The organism is Asticcacaulis sp. MM231 (genome assembly GCF_964186625.1).
Taxonomy (GTDB): domain Bacteria; phylum Pseudomonadota; class Alphaproteobacteria; order Caulobacterales; family Caulobacteraceae; genus Asticcacaulis.
The window spans coordinates 591,068-605,806 of sequence record NZ_OZ075108.1 but is presented as its reverse complement, the minus strand read 5'-3'; the positions used below and the strand labels follow the sequence as shown (position 1 = coordinate 605,806).

Below are 14,739 nucleotides of genomic sequence, written 5' to 3'. Positions count from 1 at the left end.
TCCGGCTCATGTCCGGGTGTCGTATTGCGCGACCGCCATCAGCGAGTCTTCAAAATCCATCAGGATATCGCCATATTCGGCTGGTGTCAGACGTTGGGTCAGCATTTGCTGCCCCATGCGATACGACCAGAATGAACCGATATGGCTGAGAATGCCGATGCTTTCGCCCAGTTCGTAAAACAGGCTCGGGCCATCAAGCAGAAAACGACGGAACGGGCCGGGGTTTGAGGCATCGACCAGTGCATGGTAGGCGGTATCGTAAACACCAAGCGTGCGGCCGACGGCAGCGACGGCGTTGACAATGCTTCGCGCCAGACGCGGACGCGTCTCCTTCAGGTATTCACGCATGCCTTCATCGCAGGCGCCGATCGGCTGATAGGTGGCCAGGCCTTCCAGTACACGGCGCATCTCTTCCTGCAATTCGATGTGACGCCACTTGAAATAGAGAAAACCGCGCCATGAAAAAATGCCATCAGAGAATTCGTCGTCCGACATGCGCAGGGTTGTCTTCAGGGGCCACAGTTCCTTGTCGAGTTCGTTGGCGAGGATCTTGCCGGCCAGTTTGATGGCCGCACCGCCGCTCATCGAACTTGAGAAGGCGGTACGGACCAGGCGTTCGATTTCCTCGTTGGCAAAACCGATCATGCGCTGGATATCGTAGGGCGAAATTTTCAGATAGCAGGCGCCGGGGCGATTGCCGTGGCGTGCCAGATGTTCGCGCACCAGGAACGGATCGAGCGACGGCAACTGATCCACCAGTTTCAGCACCTGCACATCGTTGCTGGAGGCAGCATCGTCGGTATTGAGATAGGTGCGGCAGAAGTGCTCAAAACCGATCTGGTTGACCATGATCGAACGACCGCCAAGCTTCAGATCACTGACATCGAACGGCAGGATGATCTTCGTGGCGGTGCGCCGAATGCGCGTAAACAACTCGCGCTCATTGCTGCGCAGAGTGTGTTTGACGAGGATGCACTTGTTGAGCTGGGAATCGCGAAAAAACGGCTTGAGCAGATAATCTTTTTCGCGCGCCGAGGTGGCATAAACCTGCGCCAGGTTCAGGACGCGGCTGGTCGAAGCCGTATCGCCGAGATTGGCCAGGCTGCGGACATCGCGGTTGAAATTGGTAGTGGCGGGACCGGCAGTCTTATCCATGACAGCAAACGCGTTCATTGTGACACCTTACGATTGGCTTTACGCTTGTTGACGAGAGTATTGAGATGTTTGACGATATTGACCGCTTCGTCCGGGTCGGCCTGCGGCGTTTCGTTAAGACGGATCAGGGCGTCGAGGTGAACATCAAGCACCTCCTCTTCGGCCTGCTCACCGAACAGGTGGACATAGGCATTCAGGGACTTGGTGGCCTGCTCGATCAGACGCATGCGCAAGTCATGCGCCATGGTCTGGGTATGCATCAGCCGCACGACCACCTGATTGATCTGGTCGCGGTTGAGCTTTTGCCCAGGTGTTCTGCGCATGGCACCGCGTAGAGCTTCGATCTCAGCGACCATTGGATTCTGGATGGCTTTAGCGGCCTCATCGGCATCGCCTTCACGACGCAGCAGGCCGGGATGCAGGGCCGACTTGCGACGGCGGCGATCGGGTCCGACAAAATCCGGCGCGGTAACGAACTGGCGTTTCTTGACCAGGGCCGAAGATATCGCCTTCAACAGGGTTGAGGTCGAGAACGGCTTGACGACAAATTCGTTGATGCCGGCATGACTGGCTACGGTCACGTCAAACACACGCTGGCGCGCCGTCAGCATAACAATAGGCAATTGCGGGTTGGGAAAGCGCGGATCTGGCTTGAGCGCCGCCTGGCGAATATGGTTGACCAGCTCGATGCCGGACATGCCGGGCAATCCCCAGTCGAGCAGCAACAGGTCGGGGCCTTGGGTCTGGATATGCTCGATCGCCTCTTCGGCGTCCCGGGCGAAGCTGAGATTGGTGAAACCGGCGGCGCGCAGAAGCTCCATCACCAGACGGCGTGAGGCATCATTGTCCTCAACGATCAGCAGGCTTTTCGAGGCGCAATCGATCTTGCGCAGCAGCCTTGAGGTCTGTGAATGCACTGTGCTCATACGTTGAATTTTTTGTCCCTTAACCCGTCACCGCAGCCACCCTAGCGCAAAGGCCTTAACTTGAAGTTGATTTAACGCATTGTTTTTATGGTTACTTTTTAGTTTACACTTAAAGTCATGTGCTCAGACCGATTAAACCGCCCCTTAACCTAAGCGTGATACCGTTATGCATCATGAGACGCAGACACCTCCTTTTCATGCTGGGCGCCTTTATCAGCGCACCGGCTTTCGCTAATGAGCCCAAGAAAAAGGGCGGCGGCGCCGGCTATACGCAGTTTCCGACCATGACCGTCTTTACAGAGGCCAGTAGGCGTAAGCACGGTACCCTGAGCGTCGACATGGGGCTTTACAGCGAAGATGAAAAGCTGGTGGAGTTGATCAAACTGAACCAGCCGCGCCTGCAGGACGCCTATCTGTCCCGATTGCAAGCCTATGCCGGAACGCTGAATGCGCGCTCTCTGGCCGATATCGGCTTCATTACCACACAGCTCCAAAGCGCCACCGACGCCATTCTGGCGCGCAAGGACGCAAAGGTTTTGCTGGGCTCGGTCATGCTTAACTAGGCCAGCAATTACAATTTGCACGCAGGTGCGAAAGCGGCCATAGTTTTGCGGTATTCGACTGTCAGGGTCGAACTGTCTTCTAAGGAGACCCGCAAAATGACCACCCCCTCCCCCTTTGAAAACGGCCTGAGGCTGATGGCCGATCAGCAGCAGCGCGCCGCTCGCAGCCTGATCAACCTGATCGAAATGATCAGCACCACCTCGCACCGCTACGCGCAGGATACCACCGCCTTCACCCAGGAAGCCCTGGCCCTGATGAACGAGGCGGCGAAGAAGCAAGACCCGTCGGCGATCGCTGAACTCCAGAAACAATGGGCCGCCACCTGCCTAAAATATGGTCAGGACCAGACAAAGGCAACCATGCAGTTCGTCGAACAATGCGGCAAGCAGGCACTCACCGTCGCGGCGCATATGCCACCGGAAACGCCCGCAGCACCATCACCGGAAGCGCCACCCGTCAAGGCGCCCAGACCCGCCCCGAAATCTAAAAAGACACAGGACTAAATATCATGACCGATCTCCACGGTAAAACAGCGCTCGTCACCGGTTCCACCAGCGGTATCGGCCTGGCGATCGCCAAGGGCCTGGCCGCGGCCGGTGCCAACATCATGCTGAACGGCATGGGTGATGCGGCCGCCATAGAGGCCGAACGCGCCGGACTGGAAAAGGACTTCGGCATCAAGGCGCTGTTCAATGGTGCCGACCTGACCAAGGCCGATCAGATCGCCGGCCTGATCAAGGAGATCGACGACAAACTCGGCGGGGTGGATATCCTGGTCAACAATGCCGGCATCCAGCATGTCTCGCCAATCGAGGACTTCCCGCCCGAGAAATGGGACGCCATCATCGGCCTCAACCTGACCGCCAGCTTCCACACCACGCGCCTGACCTTCGCTGCCATGAAAGCCAAAAAATGGGGCCGTATCGTCAACATCGCCTCGGCGCACGCGCTCGTCGCCTCGGAGTTCAAGTCGGCCTATGTGGCCGCCAAGCACGGCTTGCTCGGCTTCACCAAGACCATCGCGCTCGAAGGCGCGCAGTTCGGCATTACCGCCAATGCCATTTGCCCCGGCTACGTCAAAACCCCGCTGGTGGAAAAGCAAATCCCGGACACCGCCAAGGCGCGCGGTATCACCGAGGAACAGGTCATCAAGGACGTGATCCTGGCGGCGCAGCCAACCAAGCAGTTCGTTACGGTTGAGGACATCACCGCGCTGGCGGTCTTCCTGTGCTCCGACGCCGGAAAATCGATCAACGGCGCCCCCTTGAGCATCGATGGCGGTTGGGTGGCGCAGTAAATCCAGCCGTTTATTTCGCACTTACTAAATTTTTATGGAATCGCACCCCCACCCACAGCGCTTCCATACACCCCCTCCGCCATAGTCCATCACGTCTTGGTGAGAAGGAATCACAACTATGCGCAATACTGTAAAAATCATGACCGTCGCTGCCGCGGCTCTCTGTCTGTCCGTCGCTGCCTGCTCGAAGCCGGCGGAAACCACCACGGAAACCTCGACTTCGACCGAAGTCATGGCTCCCGCAACCGACGCCATGGCGCCGGCTTCGGACGCCGCTATGTCGGAAGACGCTTCCGCTTCGACGACGACCACAACGACGACCACGTCCTCGCACTAATAAAAGCTTCGCGGCTTTACGGGTTGCGCAAGCGACCCGTTTAACGACACAGGTATCCGTGACTGTGGTCGCGTTTCTTACAAAAAAACCCTCTCGCTTCTGGCGGGAGGGTTTTTTGTTTGGCAGATACTGAGATGTCTATTCGACTTCTGCGGCCACTTTAGCCAGCGTTTCGCGGGCGGCATCGGCGGCGCGCTGACGTTCCCACATCGCATGGTAGAGACCCTTGAGCGCCATCAGATCGGCATGCTTGCCACGTTCGGCGACGACGCCATCCTTCAGCACCAGAATCTCATCGGCGCCAACCACGGTGGACAGGCGGTGGGCGATGACCAGGGTCGTGCGGTTCTTCGAGACGTCATCGAGCGAGGCCTGGATTTCACGCTCGGTATGGGTATCGAGCGCTGAGGTCGCCTCATCGAGGATCAGGATCGGCGGCGCTTTCAGAAGCGTGCGGGCAATAGCCACGCGCTGCTTTTCTCCGCCGGAGAGCTTCAGACCGCGCTCCCCCACCTCGGTCTCGTAACCCTTCGGCAGCGTAGCAATAAAGCCGGCAATCTGCGCCAATTCCGCAGCTTCTTCCACCTGTTCGCGTGACGCGCCGAACTGGCCGTAGCCGATATTGTAGGCGATGGTGTCGTTGAACAGCACGGTATCCTGCGGCACCATGCCGATGACCTTACGCAGCGAGGCCTGCGTCACCGAACGCACGTCCTGACCGTCGATCTCGATAGAGCCGCTGGTGACATCGTAGAAGCGGTACAGCAGGCGTGACAGGGTCGATTTGCCGGCGCCCGAGGGCCCAACCACGGCCACCGTCTTGCCGGCCGGCACCTCGAAGGTGACCCCTTTCAGGATCTGGCGATCGGGGTCGTAGGAGAAGTGCACGTCCTTGAAGGCAATGGCGCCGTCGCTGACCAGCAACTGGGCAGCGTCAGGCGCGTCAATGACTTCGGCCGGTTCATCGAGCAGCTTGAACATGGCTTCCATGTCGATCAGGCCGGTCGAGATTTCGCGGTAGAGCGTGCCGATGAAGTTGAGCGGGATCGAAAGCTGGATCATGAAGGCGTTGATCATAACGAAGTGGCCGACCGTCTGCCGGCCCGTAGTCACTTCCCACGCCGACATCAGCATCACGATGGCCATGCCGATGGTGAAGATCACCGCCTGACCGAGGTTGAGCCAGGCCAGCGAGGTATAGGTCTTGATCGCGGCCTTTTCGTATTGCGCCGTCGCCTTGTTGTAGCGGTCGGCTTCCTGCTGTTCGTTATTGAAGTATTTGACGGTTTCAAAATTGAGCAGCGAATTGATCGCCTTCGACATCGAATCCGTGTCGGCGTCGTTCATGTCGCGGCGGATGGCGATGCGCCAGTTCGAGGCCACGATCGAGAACCAGACATAGATGACGACGGTGACAGCGACGACGACGACGTACCAGATGTTGAACTGATAGACGAGGATGATCGAGGTCAGGATGAACTCGATCAGGGTCGGGATGCCGACCATCATGGTCAGGCGGATAATGGTTTCGATACCGGACTTGCCCCGTTCCATAACCCGCGACAGGCCACCGGTGCGGCGTTGCAGATGGAAGCGCAATGACAACTGGTGCAGGTGTCCGAAGGTGCGGTTGGCCAGGCCGCGCACGGCGTGCTGCCCGACCGCGGCGAACAGGGCGTCACGCACCTGATTGAAAACGTTCGATAACAGACGCGCCACATTATAGGCGACCACCATGATGATCGGTGCGGCGATCATCAGCGTCCAGAAGCTTGGCGGAGCCGTAGTGACCGGCGCAACCCCTGGTGTCAGCGCATTGACCGCCCACTTGTAGGTGAACGGAATGATGACCGTCACCACCTTGCCGATGAGCATGCACAAAAGCGCAAAAATGACCTGAAGCTTCAGGTCGGCGCGGTCCGAGGGCCAGAGATAGGGCTTGAGAAACGCGAGGGTTTCGGAAAACTTGCCCTTGGATTTCGGCAGGGGCGCCTGAGCGGGAGGAGGACTCATAAAAAACGGTCTTTCGGCAGCATGTACAGCAAGCGCCCTATATAGGCCGCACCCTGACATTCGCCAACCGAATTGCCGACTATATTTCATGCAGGCTCGCAGCTTATCATTTCATTTGTATATGATATACGTATTGCGATATGTGAGGCCTGATATATTGCGGAGATCACCATGTCTGACACCCATACCCTGTCCCTCGACGACGCCTGGTCTTTGAGCGTCCGGATATTGGAGACCAACGGTTTCTCGCTGGATCATGCCCGCGCCATCGCCCGCACCATCTGGCAGGGCCAGCGCGACGAATGCCATTCGCACGGCCTCTATCGCCTGCTGGTCTGCACCCATACTTTGAAAACCGGCAAGGTATCTGCCAATGCCGCGCCCGAACTGACCGACGCGGCTCCCGGTCTGGTGCGCGTCGATGCCAGGGGCGCCTATTCGCTGCTCGCCTACGATACCGGACGTCCGGTTCTGATCGAAAAGGCGCGCAAGCAGGGCATTGCCGCGCTCGCCATTAATCACTGCTACCACTTCTCCGCCTTGTGGCCCGAGGTCGAGGCCATCGCCGCCGAAGGTCTGGTGGCGCTGGCCATGACGCCCAGCCACTCATGGGTGGCTCCGCATGGCGGCACCAAAGGCGTTTTCGGCACCAATCCGCTGGCCTTTGCCTGGCCGCGTCCTGAAGGCAATCCGTTTGTGTTCGACTTCGCCACCAGTGCGGCGGCGCGCGGCGAGATCGAACTGCACCGCCGTGCCGGCAAGGCCATTCCCGAAGGCTGGGCGGTCGACAGCGACGGCCATTCGACCACCGATGCCGAAGCGGCCATGAAGGGCGCCATGCTGACCTTCGGCGGCCACAAGGGTTCGGCGCTTTCCGCCATGATCGAACTGATGGCCGGTCCGCTGATCGGAGATTTCCTCAGTCTGGAATCGCAGGCCTATGACGCCGGTGCCGGCGCCACGCCCTATCATGGCGAACTGATCCTGGCCATCGATCCGAAAATCTTCATGGGCACCGATTATATGATGCACAGCCAGCGCGCCGAGGCTTTGTTTGATGCCATTCTGGGTCAGGGCGCGCGGCTGCCGTCGCAGCGTCGCTATGAGGCCCGCGCCCGCAGCGAAGCCAGCGGCACGGTCACCATTCCGAAAGCGTTGTACGACGACCTGCTGGCACTGCTCTCCGAAGATAAATAATCTTCGGCTAGGGTGACCACCCGTCGCCGCTCATGCGGCGCTTGAGCTGAAAAAAAGAATACGGGTTGCGGAGCAGTCAGTATTAACAACCGTCAATGCCACAGGCATCGCCTTCGATAATCGGATTCTTGGCAGCTTCGGCGGCAGCGGCTTCAAGCGTTTGCAGGAAGGCCTGAACCGGTTGCGCACCGGAGACGGCGTACTTGCCATCGACCACCACAAACGGGACGCCGCGCACGCCGATGGCCTGCGCCTGACGTTGATCGAGCGCGATCTGCTTGTCGATCTCGGATGAGGTGAAGGCGGCGTCGACATCGGTTGCCGTCAGTCCAAGATCAGCACCGATCTCATGCAGTACGATGCGGTCAAAAATGTTGCGGCCATCGGTGAAATAGGCACGATAGAGCTGCGCCACGGCCTCAGCCTGCTTACCGCGCCCTTGCGCCAAGGCGATCAGGCGGTGGGCGTCGGTCGTATCGCCGGCCAGTGTGCCCGCGAGATGAAATTCCAGTCCGGCATCGGCGGCGCGCGCCTCGACCTGCGCCAGATTGGCACTCACCTGCTGGGGCGTCATACCATACTTATGCTGCAGCATCTGGTCGGTCGGGATGACGGATTGTCCCGGTGACAGGCGGAAGGCGCGGTGGGTGATCTCGGCCTCACCGCCCCACTGGGCCAGAGCGGTTTCCAGCTCCGCCTTGCCGATATAGCAGAACGGACAGATGACATCGGACCAGATTTCGATTTTCACAGCGGGCTCCATAATGACGTCTACTGTATGTAGTTGAGTTACATTTCGACGCAAGGGGATCTAAGCAAGAAACCCCACCACCAACGCGTTGATGCGCGTCGGTCCCCCTCCCCAAATTTGAAGACAAATTCAGGGAGGTATAACCTTTCTTTTACCTCCCCGCCCGTCTTCGGGCGTGGTGGTTGGGTATCTTACTTTCTAATCTACTCTTAAGCCGGCTCGTCGCGCATCCGGTCCCACCAGGTGAACTTCATCACCACCGAACACAGCGCCACCAGACCGAGCGTCCACCAGAACTTGTCCATTTCGCGGATGATCAGGAAGATGGCCGAGGCCGTGATCGCCGTCTGCCAGATCACGCCGACAATCGAATTGAACATATCGCGTGCAAAATCGCGGTTGGGCTGGGCATCGGGCTGATCGTGACGAAGTGCTGTCAGCACCGGTCCCCAGAAACCCCATGGACGGGTCTTGAGGTAGAACTCCTTGAGCACCGTCATGTCAGTCGGTTTGGTGAGGTATGACCCCACAACCGCCACCAATGCGCATGCCATGAACAACCACGGAAAGGCCTGCAAAGGATCTATCACCATGCCGGTCATTTCCTTCGGCAGAGCCATCCACATGGCGACTGCCACACCCAGCGCCATGCTTGCGGCATAACCTGTGCCGTTCAACCGCCACCAGTACCATTTGATGACATTGGCGACCGTATAGCCACCGTAGAGCCCCGTGGTGATCCAGCCCACCACCTGATCGATAGATTTCAATTGCCAGCCGATAAAGGCGCCCAGCACCGCAAAGGTCAACGACGTGGCGTAGGACAGATGCACCAGCTTTTTATCAGAGGCATCGGGGCGGATGTATTTCTTGTAAATGTCATTGACCACATAGGCCGGGGCTGCGTTGAGCGAGGCCGAATAGGTGGCCATGAAGGCTGACAGCATACCTGCCAAGGCCAGCCCCATCAGGCCCGCCGGCATATAGTTGCGGATCACCCACGGCAGGATGCTGTCGATATCGCCGGCATAGGCCAGCCCGGAAGCGACGGCTGCAGCCTGCATCTGCGTCCATTGCGGCCCGATGAAACATAGCGCCAGAACCGCCATGCCGGCGATCATCAGATAGCGCGGGAACAGCAGCACCACATTGACGAAACCGGAAATCTTAGCGGCCTCGGTGGGAGACTTGGCCGAGAGAAGACGCTGCATGTCGTAGTTGGGTGCCGGGCCGGCCATGGCCTTGAAGAAGCCCTGAAACGTCATCAGCAAGAAGAAAATGCCAAAGGCCGAGTAACCCTCCTGCGAAATCACCTTCACCGCGGTTTCGCCCACCACCTTTTGCGAGGGGGCGGCATCACGCGCCACACCGGCCCAGTCGAGATTGAGATATTGCCCGAAGGTGACGTCATGCCAGCCCGCCGGCACCACGGCGCGGATCATCTCCGGCGTCACAAGTGTCATGGCGATCCAGGCAATGGCGATACAGACGATCAGCTTGATAAAGAATTGCAGAATTTCGGTCATCACCACCGAATACATGCCGCCCTTGACCGAATAGACCGTGGTCAGGGCCACGACGATCAGGCCGTAGATCTTGTCATTGATCATCGGCTCGGCGCTAAACCGGTAGGGGATAAACTCCGCCGCCAGCTTGCCAATCCCTAAGAAACCGAAGGCCAGCATCCCCACCACCATGATCAGGGCGAAGACGACATTGATCAGGTGTGAGGCGCGCGCGCCGGTATCCTCGCCAAAGCGAAAACTAATCCATTCGGCGCCGGTCAGCTTGCCCGAACGGCGTAACCAGATGGCCAGGAACGCCATCAGGAATATCTGGTTGAAGACCGGCCACAGCCAGGGAATAAACACCGATTTCAGGCCATAGACCACCAGCAGCCCCACCATCCACATGGTGCCCGCGACATCGAACATGCCTGACGCATTGGAAAGCCCCAGCACCCACCACGGCAGCTTGTTGCCGGCGAGGAAATAGCTTTGCAAATTACCAGAAGACAGCTTGGCGACCCAGAAACCAAGCCCGATGGTCAGGAGGATATAGCCCCCGACTATGGCCAGATCGATCGGTTGTAAATTCATGTTCCCTACCCCCTTGTTCTGTTTATGTCGCGGGCCGTCTCAGTCTTCAGTCTCGCAGGCTCATCTGGCGACCAGGAAAGCGGCATTGCGCTTTATCAGCTCCATACGCTGGTGCACGCAGGCCGCCGAAGTCAACGGATCGGCGGGGGTATTTTTACAATAATCGACCAGTTGCGCCACCGACGATGTCGCCGCATGCAGGCGCGTATCCGACGAGGCGTAATAGATGAAGACCTTGCCATCCGCGTCAGCGATCCAGCCGTTTGAGAAGGTGACGTTCGACACGTCGCCCACGCGTTCCTCGCCCTGCGGCGCGATAAAATGACCGCCCGGCGCATGAATGATCTTCCACGGCGCATCAAGCGCGGTCATGAACATGTAGAGCACGTAACGCAGGCCGGCAGCGGTGTTGCGCACACCATGCGCCAGATGCAGCCAGCCATCCGGCGTTTTGATCGGCGCCGGTCCCTGCCCGTTCTTGATTTCCTTGATCGTGTGGTAGGCCTTGTTATCGACGATGACTTCCTCGTCGATCACCGCCTGCGTCATGTCGTCGGTCAGCCCCCAGCCGATGCCGCCGCCCGAACCGACCGAGATAAAGCCATCCTGCGGACGGGTATAGAGCGCGTACCTGGTTTTTCCAGATTTATCGGCGACAAACTCCGGATGCAGTACGACATTGCGCTGCTGGCCTGAGTGGGTAATCAGATCAGGTAGCCGCTCCCAGGTGACAAGATCTTTCGTGCGGGCGATGCCGCATTGCGCCGTCGCCGCGGAAAGGTCGTTGGGCAGGGCATGGTCTTTGCGCTCGGTGCAGAAGAGACCATAGATCCAGCCGTCTTCATGCTGCGTCAGGCGCATATCATAGACATTGGTGTCCGGCTCATCGGTCTGCGGCAACACAACCGGTTTCGGCCAGAAGCGGAAATTATCGACGCCGTTGGCGCTCTCGGCGATGGCAAAGAACGACTTACGGTCATCCCCCTCGACACGGACCACAACGATATACTTATTCTGCCACGTCATCGCGCCGGCATTGAAGGTGGCGTTGATGCCCATCCGCTCCATCATGAAGGGATTGGTTTGTGGATTGATATCATAGCGCCATTCCAGCGGCACGTGGGCGGCAGTGATGACCGGATGCTGCCAGCGCTGATAGATGCCATTACCAGGCGCCAACAGACTGTGATGCGGCGCATTGGGCGCTGAAACAAGAGCCTCAAATTCAGCCCGCAAATCTGCAAGTCGCTGTTGCGCGTATGCCGTCATTTGTCGTCTCCCGCTATCCGTCCGATTGTGCTATGGTTCGGATTGGTATTGGGATAAGTAAATTTGATTTATTAAATGCGCAAGGTTTAATCGGCTTAACCCCACTCGGTCGCGGCAAGTCCGTATTGGGATATTTATTTGCGTGATCGGGCCACCGCGACCTTGCAAAAAGTTATGATATAACATATTTGCTCATAACGGCCTTCCGCCGCCTACGGTATCACTGCTCATGCTGCATCTGAAGAAAAAATGGCTCGATATCGCCTCGCTGGCGCTGTCCGCCCTGTGCGTAGCGCATTGCCTTGCCCTGCCCTTCCTCGTCATCGCCCTGCCCATGCTGACGCCCTTTACCGGAAGCTGGGTCCACGCTGCTCTGGTGCTGACCGCCGCCCCCGTTAGCATCTGGGCGATCCGCGCCTCACATGTCTGGCGCAAGTGGCAGATTTCAGGTCCGATCATCGGTGGTCTCGTCCTGCTAGCGGCTGCGGCCTTCATACCCTCGCTTGAGGATATCGAGGTGGCCATGAGCGTGACAGGCGCCCTGTTGATCGCCTTCGGCCATGGTTATAACTATGTTTATCACCGCCCGATGCACATCCATAACCGGGCCTGCGGTCACGCCGAAGGTCTGGCGGGTGAATAATTTGCCTCGTAGCGACAAAATCCCATCTTGACGGAAAGGCCTGAGCCTTTAAGGAACCCGGTAGTTTCATCCGTTGCGAAAAGACCTGCCATGATCCGTCACATCGTTATGTTTTCCTGCAAGCAAGAAGCCGATCGTGACACCATCTATCGCGGGCTTTCGGTCCTGACCCAGATCAAACACGCCGCCTTGCTGGAAATTTCCTACAACGAAAAGATTGACCAGATCGCCAACGACATCGACATCATTGTCTATGGCGAATTCGCTACGATCGAAGACTTCCGCGCCTACAAGGCCGATCCGATCTATCAGCAATCTATCGACCTGGTACGTCATTTGCGCGATGTCCGCGTGGCAGCTGATTACGCGGTCTCCAATGCCACGCGCGACGTTGTCACTGCTTAAGGCGGCCGGCGAAGGCGTAATCCCCCTTTACCTGACTTTGCTGGCGCGTCTATAAGTTCGGCAACTTGGGGAGATACTATGGCCGAACTCTACGATCTCAACGAACGCCCGGCCCTGGCGCCGCAGAAGCCTTTTCTCGGCAGCGATGACAATGTGATCCGCGCCCTGATCATCGTCAGCACCGTGCTCGTCATCTGGAAATTCTATGTCGGCCTGATCAGCCACGTCATCTGGGAAGAGGGCCACTTCGTCCTGTCAGGCGAATATTTCGCGCTTGGCTATCCCGATATTCCGGCCGGCTTCCCCTGGCTGGCACGACTGGTCACCTCAGTCTTCGGCTGGCACGTCCTGCCCTTGCGTCTCGTGGCCCTGCTGATCGCCACCGCCATGCCGCTGGCTGTTTATTTCATGGCCACGCCGATCGTCAGCCGACGCAATGCCTTATGGGCGGCGATGATCGCCCTGCTGATGCCACCGATCTCGCTCAACGGCACGGTTTTTTATCCCGAAGGCGCCCTGCAATTGCTGTTGGCCCTGATGCTGGGCTCCTTGATCCGGGCCATTCAGCAAGATAGGCTTAAATGGTGGGCGCTGACCGGCCTCTGTGCTGCGCTCGGCTTGTTGGTCCACTTCCGCTTCATGGGCCCCGGCCTCGCCGTCGTCGTCTTCATGCTGGCCAATGCGCAAGGACGCACCCTTTGGCGCAAGCCCGGCGTCTGGCTGACCGCCGGCATCGCCCTGGTCGGCCTCGTGCCATCGCTGATCTATAACGCCGTCAACGCATGGCCGGCCGTCCAGTTCCATGTGCTCAACCGGCCGAAATTCCAACCTGATTTCGGTCGAATCCTTGGCTATGTAGAAACCCAATTCGCGCTATGCACACCGGTGTTCTTTGTCGCCATGGTGGTAGCGGCCAAGAACGCGCTGATCCGTGACCGCAATAAGCCGGAAAGCCTGCTCGGCTATCAGGCCGTGGTCATCTTCCTGTTCTATGGCCTGCAAACCATCGTCAACAAGAAGATCATGCCGCACTGGCCCTTCATGGCTTTCGTGCCGCTTCTGCCGTTTATCCCTGACCTGTTGGAAAACTTCATCGCCCGGGCCAGCACGCTCGGTAACCGCCGCCTGCGCATGGGATTGATCGCAACGGCACCGGTTCTGGCGCTGGCAATCGGCATTGCCGGTACGGCCTATCAGGTGGCCTGGAATCATTCAGCCGAATTACCCTACGCCCTGCGTGAGCGTAATTCGCTCAAGAATGAGAACTGGTCACTGCTGGAACCAGCTCTCGCCACCGCCGACAAGAGCGCCAAGGAACGCTTCGGACCTGATATCGTCTGGGCCTCCAATAGTCATATGAGCGCCGTGCATCTCGAATTTCCGGCCATCGAAGGCGTAAAAGGCCGCCGCCTCTATACGCTCGATGATCCAAACGATGAACTAACCCGCTTTGTCGTAGCCCGCCAGCAATGGGGCCTTGATCTAAACGCGCTCACCGCCAAACAAGGTGGCAAGGGCGTGATGATGGCGGTTCTCGAGCCGTCCTATCTTTATCATGAACCAGAGCAGATGAAGATGTACAGCGAGCTTTGCCGGCGCTTTGAGGATATAGAACCCTTCCGCATCGTCAGTCTGCCGCCTTACAAGATGGCGGTCGATTTTTACACGGCAAGGGTCCGCGCCACCCCGCTGACCGGTGATGCCTCCCCGTGCGCCTTTTTCCCGCAAGCCTATATCGCGCATCCGGAACGCGGAGAGTTCATCAATGCGGATGACGCCGGCAATTACTTTGGTATCGCCGCCGACCCGAAAGGCGTCACAGCGGTCGATGTGCTGCTGGATGGTAAGGTGGTGACGCGCGCGCGTTACGGACTTGATCCGATGGAGTTCCGCGTGCCGGATCTGCTGAAATACGATCCGAACTGGCCAAAGCTGCAGTATGATTTTCAGTTCCCGGCAGGATCGCTGACATCCGGTGAACACAGGTTCAATATCCGCGCTACACGCGCGGACGGCACGACGTTCGATAGCGCGCCCAGGACCTTGTACGTTCGCTAAACTTATGAGGTTTGGGGTTCGCGCC

The 14,739-nt window shown here is 58.3% G+C and carries 14 protein-coding genes; 8 read left to right on the top strand and 6 right to left on the bottom strand.

Going from position 1 to position 14,739, the window contains the following annotated elements; all coding sequences use genetic code 11:
- Positions 1–6 precede the first annotated feature (6 nt).
- Together ABQ278_RS02850 and ABQ278_RS02845 are read right to left on the bottom strand one after the other, a co-directional pair.
- Positions 7–1,173: a hypothetical protein gene (locus ABQ278_RS02850; RefSeq protein WP_349321116.1), complete on the bottom strand. Its 1,167-nt coding sequence runs from the start codon at positions 1,171–1,173 to the stop codon at positions 7–9.
- On the bottom strand, positions 1,170–2,081 hold the full coding sequence (locus ABQ278_RS02845; RefSeq protein WP_349321115.1) for a response regulator: 912 nt from the start codon (positions 2,079–2,081) through the stop codon (positions 1,170–1,172). The genes ABQ278_RS02850 and ABQ278_RS02845 overlap by 4 nt, the downstream gene beginning before the upstream one ends.
- Positions 2,082–2,254: 173 nt before the next feature.
- Between ABQ278_RS02845 and ABQ278_RS02840 the strand changes: the two genes are divergently transcribed.
- From ABQ278_RS02840 to ABQ278_RS02825, 4 genes are all read left to right on the top strand, one after another.
- Positions 2,255–2,644: a Tat pathway signal protein gene (locus ABQ278_RS02840; RefSeq protein ID WP_349321114.1), complete on the top strand. Its 390-nt coding sequence runs from the start codon at positions 2,255–2,257 to the stop codon at positions 2,642–2,644.
- 96 nt (positions 2,645–2,740) lie between these two features.
- Positions 2,741–3,148 carry a phasin gene (locus tag ABQ278_RS02835; protein WP_349321113.1) on the top strand — a complete coding sequence of 136 codons (408 nt, stop codon included), beginning with the start codon at positions 2,741–2,743 and terminating at the stop codon, positions 3,146–3,148.
- A gap of 5 nt (positions 3,149–3,153) precedes the next feature.
- On the top strand, positions 3,154–3,942 hold the full coding sequence (locus ABQ278_RS02830; RefSeq protein WP_349321112.1) for a 3-hydroxybutyrate dehydrogenase: 789 nt from the start codon (positions 3,154–3,156) through the stop codon (positions 3,940–3,942).
- A gap of 118 nt (positions 3,943–4,060) precedes the next feature.
- Entirely contained in the window at positions 4,061–4,279 is a 219-nt protein-coding gene (locus tag ABQ278_RS02825; RefSeq protein ID WP_349321111.1) for a hypothetical protein, read from the top strand.
- 138 nt (positions 4,280–4,417) lie between these two features.
- Here ABQ278_RS02825 and ABQ278_RS02820 read toward each other — a convergent pair whose 3' ends face one another.
- Complete coding sequence (locus tag ABQ278_RS02820) at positions 4,418–6,292, bottom strand: ABC transporter ATP-binding protein/permease (protein ID WP_349321110.1); 1,875 nt, start codon at positions 6,290–6,292, stop codon at positions 4,418–4,420.
- A gap of 171 nt (positions 6,293–6,463) precedes the next feature.
- Between ABQ278_RS02820 and ABQ278_RS02815 the strand changes: the two genes are divergently transcribed.
- Complete coding sequence (locus ABQ278_RS02815; RefSeq protein WP_349321109.1) at positions 6,464–7,489, top strand: Ldh family oxidoreductase; 1,026 nt, start codon at positions 6,464–6,466, stop codon at positions 7,487–7,489.
- Between the two features lie 82 nt (positions 7,490–7,571).
- On the opposite strand, the gene ABQ278_RS02810 is transcribed toward ABQ278_RS02815, so the two are convergent.
- The 3 genes from ABQ278_RS02810 to ABQ278_RS02800 all read right to left on the bottom strand — a co-directional run bounded on the left by ABQ278_RS02810 (position 7,572) and on the right by ABQ278_RS02800 (position 11,608).
- On the bottom strand, positions 7,572–8,240 hold the full coding sequence (locus ABQ278_RS02810; RefSeq protein ID WP_349321108.1) for a DsbA family oxidoreductase: 669 nt from the start codon (positions 8,238–8,240) through the stop codon (positions 7,572–7,574).
- Between the two features lie 209 nt (positions 8,241–8,449).
- Positions 8,450–10,339 carry a sodium:solute symporter family protein gene (locus ABQ278_RS02805; protein WP_349321107.1) on the bottom strand — a complete coding sequence of 630 codons (1,890 nt, stop codon included), beginning with the start codon at positions 10,337–10,339 and terminating at the stop codon, positions 8,450–8,452.
- Between the two features lie 60 nt (positions 10,340–10,399).
- Positions 10,400–11,608: a glycosidase gene (locus ABQ278_RS02800; protein WP_349321106.1), complete on the bottom strand. Its 1,209-nt coding sequence runs from the start codon at positions 11,606–11,608 to the stop codon at positions 10,400–10,402.
- Positions 11,609–11,837: 229 nt separating this feature from the next.
- On the opposite strand from ABQ278_RS02800, the gene ABQ278_RS02795 reads away from it, so the two are divergent.
- The 3 genes from ABQ278_RS02795 to ABQ278_RS02785 all read left to right on the top strand — a co-directional run bounded on the left by ABQ278_RS02795 (position 11,838) and on the right by ABQ278_RS02785 (position 14,714).
- Positions 11,838–12,251, top strand: a complete 414-nt coding sequence (locus ABQ278_RS02795) for a MerC domain-containing protein (RefSeq protein ID WP_349321105.1) — start codon at positions 11,838–11,840, stop codon at positions 12,249–12,251.
- A 90-nt stretch (positions 12,252–12,341) separates the two neighbouring features.
- Complete coding sequence (locus ABQ278_RS02790) at positions 12,342–12,656, top strand: Dabb family protein (protein ID WP_349321104.1); 315 nt, start codon at positions 12,342–12,344, stop codon at positions 12,654–12,656.
- 78 nt (positions 12,657–12,734) lie between these two features.
- Positions 12,735–14,714 (top strand): glycosyltransferase family 39 protein, encoded by a 1,980-nt coding sequence (locus ABQ278_RS02785; RefSeq protein ID WP_349321103.1) that lies wholly within the window; start codon positions 12,735–12,737, stop codon positions 14,712–14,714.
- Positions 14,715–14,739: the final 25 nt, after the last annotated feature.